At 38.3% G+C, this 18591-nt stretch carries 13 protein-coding genes; 5 read left to right on the top strand and 8 right to left on the bottom strand.

Annotated elements, in window-relative coordinates; translation table 11 throughout:
* Positions 1–10: 10 nt before the first annotated feature.
* The 3 genes from NLX82_RS05650 to NLX82_RS05660 form a co-directional block, all read right to left on the bottom strand.
* Positions 11–1354, bottom strand: a complete 1344-nt coding sequence (locus NLX82_RS05650; protein WP_254347596.1) for a TldD/PmbA family protein — start codon at positions 1352–1354, stop codon at positions 11–13.
* 3 nt (positions 1355–1357) lie between these two features.
* A complete protein-coding gene (locus NLX82_RS05655; protein WP_254347597.1) occupies positions 1358–2752 on the bottom strand; it encodes a TldD/PmbA family protein in 1395 nt (464 codons plus the stop codon).
* Between the two features lie 419 nt (positions 2753–3171).
* Positions 3172–3438, bottom strand: a complete 267-nt coding sequence (locus NLX82_RS05660) for a hypothetical protein (protein ID WP_081391261.1) — start codon at positions 3436–3438, stop codon at positions 3172–3174.
* 108 nt (positions 3439–3546) lie between these two features.
* Between NLX82_RS05660 and NLX82_RS05665 the strand changes: the two genes are divergently transcribed.
* Entirely contained in the window at positions 3547–3774 is a 228-nt protein-coding gene (locus NLX82_RS05665; RefSeq protein ID WP_053325902.1) for a helix-turn-helix domain-containing protein, read from the top strand.
* Positions 3775–4078: 304 nt separating this feature from the next.
* On the opposite strand, the gene NLX82_RS05670 is transcribed toward NLX82_RS05665, so the two are convergent.
* The 4 genes from NLX82_RS05670 to NLX82_RS05685 all read right to left on the bottom strand — a co-directional run bounded on the left by NLX82_RS05670 (position 4079) and on the right by NLX82_RS05685 (position 11437).
* Positions 4079–5101: a reverse transcriptase family protein gene (locus NLX82_RS05670; RefSeq protein WP_053325903.1), complete on the bottom strand. Its 1023-nt coding sequence runs from the start codon at positions 5099–5101 to the stop codon at positions 4079–4081.
* 252 nt (positions 5102–5353) lie between these two features.
* On the bottom strand, positions 5354–7432 hold the full coding sequence (locus NLX82_RS05675) for a retron Eco8 family effector endonuclease (RefSeq protein ID WP_053325904.1): 2079 nt from the start codon (positions 7430–7432) through the stop codon (positions 5354–5356).
* A 182-nt stretch (positions 7433–7614) separates the two neighbouring features.
* Positions 7615–9585 carry a UvrD-helicase domain-containing protein gene (locus tag NLX82_RS05680; protein ID WP_053325905.1) on the bottom strand — a complete coding sequence of 657 codons (1971 nt, stop codon included), beginning with the start codon at positions 9583–9585 and terminating at the stop codon, positions 7615–7617.
* Between the two features lie 4 nt (positions 9586–9589).
* The gene (locus tag NLX82_RS05685; RefSeq protein WP_053325906.1) at positions 9590–11437 is read right to left on the bottom strand and encodes an ATP-dependent nuclease; all 1848 of its coding nucleotides are present in this window, start codon (positions 11435–11437) and stop codon (positions 9590–9592) included.
* A 642-nt stretch (positions 11438–12079) separates the two neighbouring features.
* On the opposite strand from NLX82_RS05685, the gene NLX82_RS05690 reads away from it, so the two are divergent.
* From NLX82_RS05690 to NLX82_RS05705, 4 genes are all read left to right on the top strand, one after another.
* Positions 12080–12862 (top strand): alpha/beta fold hydrolase, encoded by a 783-nt coding sequence (locus tag NLX82_RS05690; RefSeq protein WP_053325907.1) that lies wholly within the window; start codon positions 12080–12082, stop codon positions 12860–12862.
* A 582-nt stretch (positions 12863–13444) separates the two neighbouring features.
* Entirely contained in the window at positions 13445–16492 is a 3048-nt protein-coding gene (locus tag NLX82_RS05695; RefSeq protein WP_081047496.1) for a nucleic acid/nucleotide deaminase domain-containing protein, read from the top strand.
* A 4-nt stretch (positions 16493–16496) separates the two neighbouring features.
* The gene (locus tag NLX82_RS05700) at positions 16497–17006 is read left to right on the top strand and encodes a hypothetical protein (RefSeq protein ID WP_053325908.1); all 510 of its coding nucleotides are present in this window, start codon (positions 16497–16499) and stop codon (positions 17004–17006) included.
* Between the two features lie 618 nt (positions 17007–17624).
* Positions 17625–17984, top strand: a complete 360-nt coding sequence (locus NLX82_RS05705) for a putative zinc-binding protein (RefSeq protein WP_053325909.1) — start codon at positions 17625–17627, stop codon at positions 17982–17984.
* Positions 17985–18303: 319 nt separating this feature from the next.
* Here the strand turns inward: NLX82_RS05705 and NLX82_RS05710 are convergent, their stop codons facing one another.
* Positions 18304–18534 carry a restriction endonuclease gene (locus NLX82_RS05710; protein ID WP_081047526.1) on the bottom strand — a complete coding sequence of 77 codons (231 nt, stop codon included), beginning with the start codon at positions 18532–18534 and terminating at the stop codon, positions 18304–18306.
* Positions 18535–18591: the final 57 nt, after the last annotated feature.

Consider the following 18591-nt stretch of genomic DNA (forward strand, 5'->3'; position numbering starts at 1 on the left):
ACTCCAGTCATTAGGAACCTGAAATCGAGAGTGCAGCCAGCTTAAGCGAAGGGGATGTGCAGCTTCCCGTAAAACGCAAATCGTTGCCAACTTCCTCTACCTGCTGCAACACATCAAAGAAGTTGCCCGATACGGTGATCTGATTGACTGCTCTGACCACTTGCCCCTGCTCAATCCAGTATCCCAGACAAGCCAGCGAAAAATTACCGGACGCCGTATTCGTACCCGCATGCAGCCCCTGCAGCTCTACGATCATCAGCCCGCGATCCGTCTCGCGAATCATGTCCTCCAACGTAGACGTCCCTGGTTCCACATACAGATTATGATACGACACACCGATTTTACCGTTATAACTGCCCTTGGAAGCATTAGAGGTACTTTCCACCCCAGCCTTGCGAGCCGTCTTGCGATTATGGAAATACGTCCGTAGTTCGCCGTCCTTGATGATCTCATTACGATGCGTTGCGCTGCCTTCGGCATCAAACGTACTGCCTGCGGGAACGTTCTCCATCAGCGGATCATCAATCAGCGTAATATGCTCACTTGCCACCTTTTGCCCCAGTTTCCCAGCCAATCGCGAAAAGCCTTTATCCACCGACTCCGCTGAAAATACCGACGTATACGCAGCTAGCAATTGCGCTGCTGCATCATGACGGAAAATGACCGGATAGTTATCCGATTGGATCGTGTGCGCACCCAGCTTGGAAACAGCCTCTTTTACGGCTTTATGCGCCACATCCGCAATATCAATTTCCTCCACACTCCGCAGCGAATAATCATGCCAGCCCCCAGTTACCGTCTCGTCATGGTCTGCTGCAATCACATACACATAAGCGCTCGCCAGACTTTTGCGACGATGGCAGTGCAGTCCTTTTGTATTTACTATTAGAACCTCATTTTCACGAATGCTGACCGAGCAATGCCGAGCCATCACAATCCGTGGATCTGCGGCAAGCGCTGTGCGCTCCATTTCTAGCGCCGCTTCGATCAGAATCTCAGGAGCCGTGTCAGCCAACGCTGCGGCATAGGCAGGCTGCTCAGGGTAGCTCTCAGAGCCTGCGAATAACTCATCCTGTTCCTCACTCTCCAATATGTCCGCGTTGCTGCGTGCCTCTTCCAATAAAAAGTCGATCACGTCCGGTTCCACCTTCTCCGTAGAGGCATAACCCATCTTCCCGTTAATGACACCCCGGAAGGAAAGCCCATCGTTTTCGACGATGGTATATTGATCAATTTCTCCCTTCAGTACCTTTACCGAAGTAGAACGTCCATTGACATAGTAGATTTCCATATCCGCATAGCCAATTTCCCGACCTTTTGTGAACAACGCTTCCTGAAATTGCTGAATATTCATCGCCTATTCCCCCTTCCGTCCGCCGACGGTCATTTCGGACACACGAATCGTCGGCTGTCCGCAGTTGACCGGAAGACTTCCGCTGACCGAGCCGCACATCCCCTGACCATGATCCAGATTGTTGCCGACCATATCAATATTTTGTAGGGTTTCAATCCCTTTGCCGATTAGCGTTGCTCCTTTGACCGGCTCGGCAATTTTGCCGTTGCGAATCATATACGCCTCTTCGACTGCAAAATTGAACTCGCTCGTCGAAGTATTCACCGAACCGCCGCCCAGCGATTTGGCATAGATTCCGTACTCCGTATTCGCAATGATCTCTTCACGGGTGGACTCGCCATTTGCAATAAACGTATTGTTCATACGAGATGCAGACGCGAATTTATAGGACTGTCTTCGTCCTGACCCTGTCGCAGGTACACCCATCTGGCGCGAGCCCATGCGGTCGATCAGATATCCTTTTAAAATGCCGTTCTCGATCAGTACGTTGCGCTGTGTCGGCGCTCCTTCATCATCGATATTGAGCGAGCCCCATGCGTTCTGAATCGTTCCATCATCTATAGCCGTGACGAGCGGTGAAGCTACCTGCTGCCCGATCTTATTGGCAAACACGGAAGTTCCATGCGCCACCGCCGTAGATTCCAGCCCGTGTCCACACGCCTCGTGAAAAAGAACGCCGCCGAAGCCGTTCTCAATTACGACCGGCAGTCTGCCACTAGGCGCATATCCCGCTTTGACCATCGTGGTCGCAATACGAGCGGCGTGTCTGGCATTTTCTTCGATATTCAGGTTCTCCAGGAATTCAGTCCCCGCATACGCTCCCGGCCCACGGAACCCGGATTGTCTATGCTCTCCATCAGTCGCAATCGCGCTTATTCTCATGCGTGTATACGTACGGGTATCCTCCACCAGCAGCCCGTTGCTATTGGCGATCAAGACGTTCTGGATCGAGTTGCTAATCCCAATGGAGGTTTGCGTGATGGAAGGATCATATTGGCTTGCCGCCTCATGCGCCCGTCTCATCATGTCGATCTTGGATCGTTTCTGTGAACCGTCAGGAATGATCGCAATCGGATGTTGGTTAGGGATAGCATGAGGATGGAGTGTAAGGGTGTGTGTACCTGGCACTCCACCTCCGCGAATGGCCTTGGCGGCCGATTTGGCCAGTCGGATAAGGCTCTGTTCGCTCATGTCGCTGGTGTAGGCATACACCGAAAAATGCTCCTTCATGATCCGAATACCAATCCCAAAATCCCGGCCTGACAGCGCCGTATCCACGACGCCTCCGGTCATGCCCAGTTGTCCATTGGTACGGTCCTCGACGAACACCTCTGCAAAATCTCCGCCCGTCTCCAGCGCGGCTTGCAGCATATCCTGAATCTGTGTTGGATGTATCATTACGTTCCTCCTCGTTTTTGCCATGTTTCTTATTGTACGTCTAAGCGATCAAGAACATATGCGGGTTCATGTTCATTTCCCATAACTTTACTATACATGATGTTGGGAGTGGGTGTAACTATCTGGGTGGCAGTGTTGGAAGGGTAAGATGAGATTTTAGTCGTGAGGATAGGGCTGTAAAATGAGAAAACCCGAGTAGACCGTGAAGGGTCATGTCGGGTTATTGAGCAAATTGATTGCTGGTTGGATTGAGCAAGTAAGTGCAACTAAGGACGCTACGTAGACGGATCATTCTTCCGATCGCTGTTGCCCCCAGATTTTTTTGATTATATTTTAACGGTAAAAATCCGGGTTCAAAGGCGAACGCTTTGCTTCTTCAGAACGATTCCATCCCCTCCGCTGCTAAGCTTGGGTTTGCTTTATTTTGTTTCAAATCCTAACTGATTAGTTAAAATGCTTTTCTCTAAACGGATATAGTACAAAACATGGTTTAGTTCAATCTCCGTTGAGTGTAAATAATAAGCCGCTTCCTTAACTGAATCCATGCTCAACGCTCCTGCTTTGGCAGCGATAATGTTAAAAGCATCTCCAAGTAATTTAATACAAGTTTGAATCCTCTCTGTGTATTGCTCTTCAAGTTCTACTAACTTTTCATACTCCGCTACCATGTCACTCTGAGAAGTCAAAATATTCCCCACCTTTTGGTACGTATATGAGTACCAGTTTTACAAAAATTATATGTTACGTTTATGCGTATCGTCAAGAAAAATTTGTAAAATAAGGTGGGAAACCTAATGGCAAAGAAAGTAGTTGTGAAAATTAACGAAATTACAAGACAACACAATATTTCCTTGAGAGAACTCTCACGTTTATCTGATGTACGACACGCTGCTCTAAGCGAACTTCAATCCGGTAAACGTGAAAGCATCAATTTTAATCATATTGAAAGAATAGCCGAAGCCATGAATATTGAAGATATTCGGGAAATTATTGATCTGGTTGAGATGGAAGAAAAGAAATAGTCATCATTTGCTGAAAGAAAGTTTTTTGTGGAACGAGACCATATAGAGGCCTAGCATCGATTGCTAGACCTTTAAACTTGATCATCAATTTGATTGGTTTGAAAAGATGGAATAATAAGATCTCTCCCACGCAATGCATACAGAACAATATTTTCTGACCTATCGCTGACAGTGGAGAGATGGGGTCTTGTAAGATAAAAAAATGTGAAGAAAAACCGGGACAAGGCTTTTTTGAATTTCTTGTTTCACTGTTGAGTGCGCCGTAGCATTCAAGAGCAAAAAAGTGTGGCCACGAGGTAACCTATCAAATATTAGCAGCAGTCAGATCTAATATTTTCTCTATTTCGTTTATTTTATATAAAATTTTTTTGTCTGTTCTTGTTATAACCTCAGGAAGAACTCCTACGCTATCAAAAGGTAACAAACCAAGTAAAAAAGATCGATAACCTGCTAAAAAGTTATGAAGATTGGGTATCTTGATCTTTATCTCAAGGTTCTTTTCGACCTCAGTTAGTAATTCTTCAAGAGTCTTGTTGGGAGAACATTGATAGTAATAAATGAATGAAGAAATAATTGCTGTTTTTTTACGAGATAAACGAATGTTTTCACCCACTACAAAGCCATTTAAGCATATCTCAGACTTCGTTTTCCGAACCTTTTTAGGATTTAGTTGAAATCCTTGACTCTTAAGAATTTTTGTAATCCCATTAATAAATACTCTCTTATGGATAAATAAATTATCAGATGAAAAGAGTAGATCATCAACATACCTAGTATAATTTATACCAAACTTGCGGCAATATCTAGATATTCTGATGTCTAGGAACCTGAAATAAATATTAGAAAGGACAGGAGAAGTTACTGCACCTTGGGGTAGGAACTCATTAACAGTAACAACTTTAGTAATAAAATCTAAAATAGTTAAACTTTCATTAATACTAACATCATCAACGTAATATTTTAAAACCTCCCTTAATTCCTTTTCTTTGATAGAGTGAAAAAAATCTTTAATATCCAACTTCATATAGTAGCCGTGTTTTACATGTGGTTTAAGATAATCGTAATATGACTTCCCCTTAACATATCCGTATGCATAATTAGAAAGAGGAATGAAATCAAGAAAATTATTCTTCAGTTGTTTTTGAATCTTATATATCAAATGTTCATTATCTATACAATGAATAACTCTATCGGACTTATCCTTCTTTTTAATTATTTTCGTATAATATGCTGTAAGTAGTTGCTCTTCAGTTAGAAGGTCAACATAATGAGATACACTATCACGAAGAACTTTTTTCTCGAATTTACTTAAACTCTCAATACGCATTTAAATTCTCCTAAAAAAGCAAGGGTAAGTACATCCCAGAACCTCGAAATTAATGCATAGGCCAATAAGCGTATACTAGCGCGACAATTAGCAGGCCTCAAACCATGGATTTTCCCTACACCCGTTACTAAGCACGTCACAAGAGATTTTTAGTTTCTTGTATAAGGGATAAAAAAACTGTCATCATGGCATCTATAGTCAATAAATAACTACTTCAGATTTTACTACTTACCCCATTGCTTTAGAATTAGTTTATAACAATTTCTCCAGTTTCTCAATAACTTTTCCTAATTCGGGAAAGCTCGCTTGAAATAAGCTTCTATTTACAAATACATCCTCGGACTTTTCTATTTTTAATTTTCTATCGAAGAACCAATTAAGATAGTTAGTAACCCAACCGCTTGTCTTATCTCCAAAATCAAGTGTAGATTCTTTTAATTGCTTGCGTATCTCTTTTATAACTTTTAATTTTTTCACGAACTCTTGATTGTTGTTATTTCCTTCTTTATCACTACTGAACCAATCTGTTTTCCCAAAAAAGACCAACCTAAGAAAGGTTGTTTTATGATCTTCCGTCTGTAAATCGGAGTACAGATTATCAAAATTCTCTTGGTTCCAATCATGTTCTTTAATCCATTGCCAGAAGAGGTGGTAGTTTCTCTTATTGATAATAGTACCTTCAATAGTTGTCTCTAATGGCATAAAGTTGTACTGATCATAATATTGCTGGATAAGTTCGATTAGTTCAGCTCGTTCCTCACTTTGTTCAATACAAAGTCCTGTGGAATCTACCTCAAATTTATTTGAGTTTAATCTTTGTGTTATCTCGCTTCTGACTCTAAATGTATCATTAAACTTCTTTGTATAGTGATATTTTTCACGTTTAATAATGTTTCTGTTTTTAATCACATTTAAATAAGCACTACCTGAAAGCATATATTTTTTCTTTTTAGGAGAGTAGTTCAATATCTTGTCCATATCAATCATAACTAAATAATTTATTTTAGTTTTTCTATCATTCGGATTAACTAATTTAAGTTTATCCTCCTTTCCATCAAAAGCATATATATCTATTTTATTCAATTTAGGATGCAGAATACGCAAATTGTCGTTTCTAAAAACCTCTAATTCTGTATCCCCTTCTACAAAAAAACAAACCTCTGAGAAGAATAAATTAGCTTCATTATCTGATATTAGTTTATGTTTTTTTTCCTTAAATCCATTTATTCTCGATACATAAGATTTATTAAAAAATTCTGTATTGGTTACGTGAAACATTTCGTAGTTCTCATGTTCAACGATTATGTTCTTTACAAAAGTCGGGGAGTGAGTTGCAAATATCCATTTAGTTGTTGAGAATCTCTCGTATTTTTTGATTTCTCTTGTAAATTGCTCTATTTTTTTTAAGTGAAGATGAAGTTCTGGCTCGTCTATCATTATCAACGGGCTCGATAAATGTTTATTATTAAAAAGGCGTAAGATTAATTTTACATATAAGCTCATAAATGAATAAGAATTCATTCCATAAGAACCAATTTTTAAATTATGAGCTTCGTACTCAAAGCCATTACCCCCTAATTGAAGCTGTATAATCTGACTGATTTTTTCATATATATTTGACTGCTTAACTCGTATATTTGATTTTTCAATTTCTGAGATAATATCTTGAATCACTGTACTGTAATTATCTCGTCCCTCATCATCTAATTCAAAAATCCCTTCAATATTTCCTGTTATAGAGACTTTTTTTCTGAACGGAGCTATTTCTCCTATGAGCTTCCAGATGGATTCCCAATTATAAAGGTCAATATTTCTAGACTCTAAAAAAAAGACAGGGAACCTCACAGAAATAAATGCTCGAAACTCATAGTCTTTTATATTCCAATTAATTGATTTATTTTGACGGTTGTATTTTAGAGTAAGCGTACACTTATCTTTTTTAATATATTTATCAGCATATTTTTTTACTTTCTCTACTATATCATTCAAAGGATCCAAACCACTATGAAATTGACTGAATTTAATGTTTGAAAAAAAGTCATCTAAAAATCCATTATTGACATTGGTATTACCTTGTATTTTATCTAATAACCCTTTGAAATTATACTCTATAGAAATTTCAACTTCATCGTTGTAAGGGTTACTTTTACTAAACATTGAATCATCATAAAATTCCTTAGTTAGATTGATATAAAAAAAATGAATAATTTTCATAATATTTGATTTACCAACATTATTAATACCTATAAAACAATTGATATTCATATTCAAGTTCAGTTCAAGAAACTCAATTGATTTGCAGTTTTTTATTGTTATTTTCTTAATAGACATCTTAACTACACCCTTTTTCTGATATCAAATGTGAGATAGGAGATCAATTCAATAATGGGTTCTGATTTTAGTAAAGTCTAAAGTGGTTTTTCATTCAAGCTTTTAGGCATAATCACAACTTCACCGACTTGATTTTCCATTTTTCCTCTCCGCTTGCTTCAGAGAACTTTATATTTTTTTGGCTATATTATTTCTTGGTAATGTATCCACCCTAAGTCATTTAACTTTACTTTGTTCTCCAAATAAATTTCTTCATTCAACACAATACACAGTAAATCAGTAGGTCTTGTCATAGCGACATACGCAACACGTATGTGTTTTTCAACGTGCTCCTCAATGGTGGAACTTTGTTCCCCAATCAAAAATTTAATAATACTTTCATTTGTTCTAGAAAAATAAAAAGTTTCCAAATATAAAGTGGCATTATGCGTTTGTCCTTTAACTCCATGAACACTGTCTAACTCAATTCTTAAGTCATCATATCTGTACATGTTCACTTCTTCTTCATTAACAGCTATTGTTGCAACCAAAGGAGTTCCGTTCATAAATTCATCCTTATATATGTTAACTTTAAAACGGAATAGACGATTCACAATAATGGCTAAAATGTACTTAAAACTAGCTAATACACATTTCCCTTTAGCTATTGCTAAAACTATTCTTGCAAAGTATCTATGCGTCGTTTTATATAATCTCACATCGTTTTCACGTAAATACTTCAAAAATGATACTTTAGAGAAAAGCCTGCCTTCGTCAGTCCTAATATCATTTATTCGCAAGTACTTTAATATTGCTAGAATGAATCTATCATAATACGCCTTTATACCTTCTTTCTCAATTACCGCTCTGTCAAGCATAACTAAGTAACTCTTAAGATCAGAAAAATCTTTGTTTACATTACTCCTAATCTCTAATTTTTCGAATACTGGGAAATAACTCGTAATAGATAGCTCTTCATTTTTGTCCTTTACCATGCCAACTGCTTTAAATATCGCATTATCCAGTTCATTCAACTTATATTTGATAATCAACTTAGCAAAAGATTCAAGTACATGTGATACATCATTATCTTTATAACTGATAATCACTGGCGAAAGTAGGTTTCCTTTTTGTGATTCTCTGCCTTGCATTCCATAAGGTTTTAATGCTACAACATCTGCAACTTTTGCGATACTTTTACTCAGTCTATTACTGTTTTTTATGAATAAAGGATCTTTGGGTTCCCATGAACAGCCTTTATCATCGGATTCATAAATTGTTTGCTGCGGATCACCAAAACATTGGAAAATCATTTTTTCATTGTCAAAAATTTTTTCTAATACTTGCAACTGAAGTAGGCTAGTATCCTGCATTTCGTCTACAAATACAAACGAAAATCGCTCTGAAAAAATACTTTGTAGTTCTCTTGGAAAATCATTTACATACCTATGTGCGAGTCCTTGAAGTTCATTGTAGGAGTATATACCTTCATTTTGAAGTTGATCAATTAATGTAATGTATTCTTTATAAGCATCCGAGTTTGGATTCTTTAAAACAGTAGTTTTTTTGTTAAAAGTGACTTTTTTTATCGTGTTATCTGTGTAATCCAATTCTAAGGATCGTAGTAAATCATCTTTTGCCTTTGCTATTTTAGAATTGTCTTTTGATTCTTTTATTTTTTTATTGAGTCTTCCATAGAGGAAACCATCTAGTTTACTTCCTGAGAATGGAGGATACAGGGACTTATATTTTTTTATTAATCGTAATTTATAATCTACAGGTTCAAAAACTCTTGAAATTCTTCCAGAGTAGTAGTTAACAAACGCAGGATTAGCTAAAAACTTACTGATAAATGAATGTATTGTTCCAACAAAGTTTGGATAAGTGAGTAATTCATTGGCTTTATCACCTAGCCGTTCTTTAATTTCGTCAATCGCTACATTTGTATGAGTTAAAATACAAATTCCTCTATTATTTTTTAAAGGTATATGTCTTGCTAGAATTAATAACTTAGCGAGTAATACTGTAGTTTTTCCACTCCCTGGGCATGCAACTACATCTCTACTCTCCATGCACTTTATAACGTTAACTCTTGGGGTATCAAAACCATTTGGTATATTTAAAACTTTAGCTGCGTATTCAATATCTTCATCTGTTACGGTTAACATTTGCATTATCCTAAGCTCCTGTCACATAATCTATAGCATCAACTAGGTACTTTAGATAACTGTCGCTTCTGATATCTTCTAATTCCTCCAATGTAAAGCTACGTTCATTCAAAATTTCAGAAAAGCATTGAGCAACAACCGCTTTTGAAATGTTTTTCTTCAGTATTACATCTCTAACTATGTTTGAAGCTAGCATGAAGGGTTCATAGGTGCTCCATCCACTAATCTGTGTTTCAGCTTCTTTTAAATAATCACCGATTTCCTTATATGTCTTTGCCGCTCTCCCCTCTGTTAATTCCTTATCTTGATTAGCATAATCCCTTGCCATGAGAATTGAGGCGAACAGTTCTTTTTTTAAGCAACTACAAGCCAAATCGAATTCTAAAGTCCACTCATGAGATATATAAGCTTTTACATTTTGATCGCTATATTTGACTTTCTTTTCAGACTTTATTTTTTGGGGTTTTCTAGCTGGAAGCATGACAATACCACCAGACTCTTTATCGATCTTTGATACTGGCTCGTCACAATCGGTAACTATTGCAACAGGTAACTGCATAATAGGATCTAATTCTCTAATAAATATTTTTGAGTATCTCAACAATGCAGTACTCCCTACATTGACAATGGAAACTCCATTTTTAGCAAAAGATTTTCCTAATTTATCCGCTAATGTAGGAAGCAATAGGTTCTCTGCATCACCTTCGACAATCATAACTCCTTTAGCAAAGAAAAAGTTAGCTTTTGTGGAGTCTAGGAATCTTTCTAAAAATCTATAGTCTCCATTGTGTAGTTTAGTATTACCTTCAGACAAAGAAAACGACTTGCCTTCAGCAAACAAAATTAAATTATTCAATTTGATAACTGAAGCTAATGTGACACTGTGAGTTGTTAATAGTATTTGCATCGGAGATGTGCTACTTTCACTTAATTCTTGAAGGTAATCTATCACTCTTATCTGAGCCTGTGGATGCAAGTGAGCTTCTATTTCCTCAATGAGTGCGAGGTTAATACCTTCAGTTTTTTCAATTTGTAAAAGTAATAACTCAGCCGCAATGTATAGTTGATTAAGGGATCCTAAACCTGATTTCGTAGTAACAAGCAAAAGATCAATTTTCTCTAAGATCATTTTTAGGTTAACTGCAGCAATTTCTATATTTGAACTCAACAAATTTTTGTTATCAGAGAACTTTGATAAGTAAAAATTGATTGATTTTAGAATCTTTTTTTCCTCACTAGTTAGCTCGTCATAATCAAAGTATCTCTTGATTTTTTGATTAGCCTCCTTAATGATTTCAACCAGTCTATGATCTTCACCCGTAGAAAACTCGGGATGTGAATATAATATTTGAGATAATCGTGAGTTTCGTTTAGCAGCAAGTTCATTTTCTGCATCTCTCAATGGTTTAAGATAAATCGTTCTAAGTAAATCACGTGCTTTACTATGTAGTATTTGCCCTTCGCTATCACTTCCTGCATGCACATCGTCAATTAATATCTTTCCTTTAACATCCTTTTTGGCAGTTAGAAAAACACGAAGACTATATTGTTTATCTGAATCAATAGTAATCCACTCTAAAAAATCCTTTGCTTGGTTTACTGAAAACCCCTTAAAGATGCATTCGATTTTCAGTTCATTTGAATCAGCATGAAAATCATCTTTTTCTAGTCTAGAATATTCTCTGCTTTGTGTTAATAATACAAATTTGATTGCATCAATTACTGTCGATTTTCCTGCATCATTTTCACCAATGAGAACATTCAGCCCTTTATTTAAAACGAGAACCAATCCGGGTTCACCATTTGTTCCTTGACCAAACTTTCGAAAGTTTGTAATTCTAACTTCTAAAAGAAACATAGAAAAGCCCCCCCTTTAGTAGATAGTCAACCCACTACATTAGCACTACTGTTTCGTCATTTTCCTTTTCAAATAAAGTAGAGGACTAATAACCTATAGTGATAAGCAGATCAAGGAAAAAGAATTCTATATTATACCCCTGATACCTACTATGATAGGCAGTCCTCTCGAGAGACTGTAAAGCAAATACGATTTTCGTATCCAGCATTTTGTTTTTTTATACTCTAATCTTAGAAGGCTCTTTTACGATCGAATATTAAAACGGATCATTGACCCACCTATTCCATTATTCTGTCATCGTTTCCGTGTCTACATTGATCCGAATATCTCACTGAGAAATATCCCTTCAGCATAATACGTCCTTGCCACTGACCTTTACCCCATCGCAATATTCCAAATAATATAAAAGGACTATATGCCCATGACCAAAGAAACAACTAAGTCACACTCCTACTAAAACCTGCATAAATTTTCTTTATTTCTTACACTATAGCATATTGTTGGAGATATATGGAACAAAAAGACCCTTTAGTAATACCAAGGGCCTAATATTGAATACCGCTTAGATAATATAACTTTTTAGGGAATTTCCTAATTATATAAAATGAGGATAGCAAATCACCCTGAACAAAAAATCAAAAATTGGTTGTTTTTGTTATCTCCTTCGCTTCTCTAATATCCAACACAGGTGCAAAATTACGTGCAGCCTTTTATTTCAGAGGCTCTGAGTTTTTTATTCCACAATCAAATTCACTCAAGCTAAAATTACGTGATCAGTTTATTCAGCTCTCCAAAGAAGCTTATGGTATTACAGATGAACAGCACTATTTAATTCCCTATGAAAGAGGCTATCTTTCCGCTTATCGTCTTTCGGCAGAAAATCCGAAAAAGACTTTGGTTTTATTTGGAGGTTTCGACAGTTATATCGAAGAGCTTTTCCGAATGTCTATGGTATTCAGAGATGCTGGATATGATGTTATTATGTTTGAAGGTCCAGGACAAGGAAGTGTCTTGGACACCTACAATATTCCAATGACACATGAATGGGAAAAACCAGTTAAAAGTTTGCTGGACTATTTCAAGGTTGAAAATGTAACACTTATAGGCCTCTCTTTAGGCGGCAATCTTGTTTTGAGAGCAGCTGCTTATGAACCGAGAGTAAAAAAAGCAATTGCCTATAATATATTAACGGATTTTTATGAAGTGGTAACGCATCAAATCCCCCCTTCCTTCCGGGATAAGATTAATATCATGATGGATGAAGGAGATTCGCAAACCGTAAATGATACCTTAGCTCAATTGATGAAGCAGAGTTTAATGCTAAATGGGCTCTTGCTCAAGGCATGCATGTTACAGGAAGCAACACCCCTTATGACTTCATTAATGGCACAAAGGCCTACAACGCCAATCACTTCTCTCATTTAGTAACTCAGGGTGTCTTGCTGCTTGCAGGACAAAACGATCATTACGTGCCAATCAATCAGCTTACAGATCAAATTTTGATGCTAACAAATGTTCGATCACTTTCAGCAAGAATGTTTACTCCTCATGAAACATCTGCTACTCACTGTCAGATTGGTAATATTGGACTGGCTTTGCAAGTTATTCTAAATTGGATGGAACAAACAGACTAAGTCTTAGAAGCTGCAAACTATAAATTTTATACAAGAGCTCCCTTTGACATACATCACATATGTATGACTATTCAAGGGGGTTTTTGCTACGTCCCCTCTCCCATTTTCCCTATCTCCAAAAATACACATTGAAAATCCCCCAATGAATGGGTCATTCTGTAAACTAAATCTCTCTTTTAACCGATAAATACATATGCTGGGTTGTTTATTAAATATCACCTCTCGTCCCTTTATAGCGTACAAACCTTGTTATACATATTTATATTGACTCACCGTTATACTCATCTGCAGCTTCTTTAATCAGAAGCGAATTCAAGATGACGTGCTTTACTTGGAAATACCCATCGCATCTAGAAAGGAGTCTTGAACTCACTTGAGCGTATTATCAGATGGGATCGGATATGAAAGCCTACGCTTTTATGGTCCCTTTCAGCCACTACACATCGAACAACTTCAAATAACACGTGCTATCAACGACCATTCCTTTTTACATATCAGTGGGTTGCTCTCTGAAGAACAAGGAGCTGCATGCATCGGACAGGATATGGAGCAAGAGCCCATTGTGATTCGTCAGTTGAATGATCAGGGACAATCGCTGAGAAGATTGTTCCATGGAATTGTCACGCGTATGTCCGTACATTGTGTGCGAGGCGTGTATACGTTTGAACTGGAGGCCGCTTCCCATTCGTACCAGATGGATATTAAGCGTAAAAGGCGCTCCTATCAAGATATTCATCGCACTTATGATGATCTGGTCACTTCGCTGGTTCGAAAATATCAGTACGGAGATGCCATTGATACGGTAAGCAACCATGCCAAACTGGAGACATTTGTTTTACAATATGAGGAGACCGATTGGGCGTTTTTAAAACGTCTCGCTTCTCGCTTTGGCTCCGTACTTGTGCCAGAGGTAACCGCAGCCTCGCCCAAGGTTTTCTTCGGGATGCCCGAAGGCAAGCAGCATAAGGTGGAGCGAGATGTATTTTATCGAGTACGTAAAACGTTTCATGAGCTGGATGCGGAAAAGCCGGGAGAACGTGCTAGCTCGTATGTCACCTACATGATCGAAAGTCTGCAATACTATGCGCTGGGCGACCTTATCACGTTACCCATTGGACAAGGCAAAGAACTGGTCGTGGTTCGAGCCGTGACCACACTAACGGATGGCTTACTGCGCACTCGCTATGATCTTCAAGCCGAACAGGATATCCGCTATGCCCGCTATGAAAACGATCAGGCCACCGGGATTTCGTTGACAGGAACGATACTGAAGGTACAGCAGGATTTTGTACAGCTTCAACTGGACATTGACCCGAAGCAAGATCCTTCCAAAGCCTGCTGGTTTCCAGTGGTCACCCGTTATGTCGCCGAAGAACATAGCGGCTGGTACGATATGCCTGAAGTAGGAGAACAGGTGGAATTGTATCTGCCTACCCACCGCGAACAAGATGCCTATGTAACGGATTCACTGCGACAACAACGCCACACCAATGGTCAGCCGAATGTGAAGGTATGGCAACATGTGCAAGGTAGCGGCGTAGAAATGTCTGAGCATGAACTGACCCTATCCACCTCCGGTGAATTTTCCATTACACTGCATGAAAGTAGCGGAATTACGATCGACAGTCCGGGGAATGTGCAGATTCAGGGTGGTCACGTGAAGCTCGATGCTGGCGAGGAGCTTTCACTGGAAGCTGGAACGGCGCTATATCTAAAAGGCGGAGCCAGCGGCATGGTACTAGATGGTGAGACGGATACCAAAGCTCCAGTGATATATCAGGAAGGTACGGTGAAGGCTCCTGTTTTCGTGACTGACCTCCCTCCTGTGCCTGAGCCGCCACTCATGAGCATCAAAGCATACGAGGCGGCGCAAGCTCCATCAGCTACTAAGACATCAAGCAGCACTCCTACCGCCAAAGTGACAAGTCCGGCTGCACTTCAACAGGCCAACTCTTTGTTGGGTACGGTGTCCAAGCTATTAGGCTCCATTCCAGTGATGGGAAAAGTGGCTGGCGTTGTTGCGGGAGCTTTAGGTGGACCTGCGGCGGGTGTCATTCTGAAAGCAACCGCAATGATCCCCGTTCGGAGCAAAGGAACTGCTACGATTGGAGGCGGAAAGGGGAACGGTATTCATCCGTTGAAACACTTGGCTGGTCTAGCACTCCAAGGATTGATTAACCAGTATGAACATGATCAAGCGAGACAAGCCTACTATAGCAAGTGGATTCTTGGGAAAGTGTTTACGAGTGCACGTCATATAGCGCATTCCGGTGGCCCACTGGAACTGGTTCAAAACCTGCTGAAAGAGTCTAATGCAATGGTTCATGCGTATCAGCAGATTCCTATAGATCTGAGACAACGCTGGAGAGCCAATTATGACAGCTACATGGCAGCTGAAAAAGCCAAAGTATCCTATAATTTTGATGAGTATGATAAAGAATTTATGGGTACTATGTGGGTCCTCAGTAAAAATGGAGTTACCGATCAGAAAGCAGCCCAAGCCACTCTTGCCTATAACGAAGCTATCAAAAATGGAGAAATCAAATTACATCACGAACCAGAAAATGTGGATATTTTCGTAGAACAGATTAAAGCAGCTAAAGAAGGAAAGAACTATTGGACAGGCGAAGAAATACCAAAATGGCAGGCAAATGCAATTATAATCAGTAGCGTATTTTCTGAATTTCAGATGGTTGGAAGTTTATACGGTGCTAAATTTGGCAGGAATATAAAGATACCTTCTAAATCAATTAAAGCTCCAAAAGTTAATGTTGAAACACCGGGGACAGGAGTAATTAAAGTATCTCCGGCCGAACAAATAAAACAGCGAGTATTACAAAACATCGCTCAGAGCAAAGCTGCAAGGGAAGCATCAAAGTTTGGGGATTATTCAATTAAAGAAAAGCTTACCTTTGATGATATTAAGAAACGACAGGCGTTAGAGGGGACGGGTAACCCTAACAGAATACCTAACTCCAAAATTCCAAAACAAGTTGGTTATGGAGAAACAGATTTAAGTGCAATGACGAAAAAGTATCGAATTGAAAATCAAATATTCGATTTAAGAAATCTAGTAGTAGCGGAAATTGAAATAGACGGTGTTCGTTTTCAGAAGGTTTTTGAAAGCACAGAAAGATCAGTAGTAAAGCCGAGTGGAAAAGTAGAAGTAAAAAAGGTCCATTCTGAAAAGGTTTTGGTTGAAGAAAAAATTGCCGCTGAAAAAAACGGGCAGACGTATATAGTTCATCGAGTTTATACTGAAAGAGAACCATGCATCCTTGGTGGTCATAATTGTAAAGAGCTACTTTCTAAGGAATTACCTGATGCTGAAGTAACTTATAGTGTTGAGTATGGGGATAAGGCTTCAAGAGATCGAGGCAATACTGGTTTAGCCCAAGAACTTGAAAAGTTAAAGGAGTGATAGTATGGATTATGATATTCGAGAAATTCGTGAATATTATGACTCAGAAATACGAGACTATGATTTTAATGAATTGGTAGGTCTTGGAGTAAGTCGTGAAAATGCTGACTTTATGATTGACATTGGAGTACCAGAAGAATTTGATGATTTTGTATTTTATGAACTGAATGATTTTAAAAAGTTGTTAATTGGTGAGGTACAATTTATCAAAATCGGTCATTATGCTTCATACGGATATGGACTTTACTTAAAAGAAGGTGAGGGTGGGCTTTTTACTAGTTCTTCTTTTCATCATCCATTTGTTTACATGCTTAATAAGAACTTAAGAACATTTTTTTTGTTTCAATTAATTAGGCAGGAATTGTCATCGGAAATGAGACAACGAGAGATATATACTTCATACAAATATGCAATTGAACTACGAAAGCTTTATGAACAGATTGACCCAGCTGCATTGAAGGATGTTGAAGGATATTGGTCACATTTGATAGAAGACTATGAAACTGGATTATAAAACCATATAAATAGACCCATGGAAACTATTCAAAAGAGTCTGTAAAAATTTTCATACCGTATGTAAAATTAAACGCCATAATACGTGCTAGCCGCGTGTTGTGGTTTCTTTTTATCCGCTGCAATAAGTTAAACAATACAAAAGTATAAGTTGCGGCTGCTCAAAAAGCCCCCCCAGTGCCGCATGAACCCATCATCCATCCATGAACACATCTAACCCATGTAATATCCGTATAAAGATTTCGACATTTTGATTGTACGTCAGACATTTTTAAATTAAATTATTTATTGATTTTTTACGGTAAAGCTTTAGAGAAATTAGAAAGTTCAACTAAACAGACAATTAAAGAAATTTTAATGGTGATTAACGATGACGATCCAGATTTATATTTAGATAGGGCTAATTCTCTATTAGAAAAATTAAGTTAAAAAGGGGGGTCTGGCTGAATTGTATACAAATAGTTAGCCCTATAACAGATTTCACAAAAATAATGTCGTGATCACGATCACGTTTTAGACTGTAAATTTAAGTTAAAATACAAACAATTTTAATTTGATTTCATCTAGAACCAAAGATACCGTGACCGATCACAAAGAAAAAACAAGGAAGTGTACAAAGATGAAAAGAACTGATTTACCTCTTGTTTATTCATGTTCTGGATGTTCCTCCGCAGCACAAACCGCTAACATGATCGCTATACAAATGGATCGAGAAAAAGTCGCTGAAATGTCCTGCATAGCTGGTGTTGGTGGTGATGTCAAACCACTTGTCAGAACAGCAAAATCGGGACGTGACATCATTGCAATTGACGGCTGTCCCTTGTCCTGTTGCAAGAGTTGCTTAGCAAGGCATGATGTTCAACCCAAACACCATTTCCTGCTGTCTGACTTTGACGTACCCAAGATAATAGGAGAAGATCCTAACCCCGATCATTATAGGAATGCTTACACACAAATCTTAGAACAAATTGGACAATAATTCTTAGTCAAAATTAAGGTGTGTATCGAAAGATGGCTCACCCATTTTTTTATTCCTTTGAGGTGTTGGTACAATATACAGTAAAAGTATAGTTGGCTCTTATTAACAATATAAGTAAATTAGTTTTTACTGGTGGCTCCTATCGCATCTTTAAGGGCCACCAGTATTTTTTTACTCCCAGTTTAATCCAGAGTCATTTTTTAAATTTTTAAGTAGCTCATGCAACATCTGGCAAAGCGTTTTTCGAACACTTTTCTTACAAGTACTAAACATTTATTCTCTTTTTTTAATTATTTTCAGATAACTAAGGTTCCCCCTCCTATATTACAAGCTCCCCCGCTCCTTGCTGCCTTGTAAAATTACTCGTCGTTACCATCCAAGCAACACAGCAACTATGTACCTGCTTACCAGCCTTGAGTTGGAGTACTATATCATTCTCAACATCACGTTTCCAGCATTTGCACTGAACGGCGATTTTATAGCTCTCTTTGCCTTTGAGAATTACTTTGCGTAATAGCGAAGAGCCTAAAAATAAACGTAATGATGAAATCGGTGAATATCACAATATGACAACAGATGTTATATTATACTTGATTGAAGTTAAGCA

It is taken from the genome of Paenibacillus sp. A3M_27_13 (genome assembly GCF_024213315.1).
Taxonomy (GTDB): domain Bacteria; phylum Bacillota; class Bacilli; order Paenibacillales; family Paenibacillaceae; genus Paenibacillus; species Paenibacillus polymyxa_B.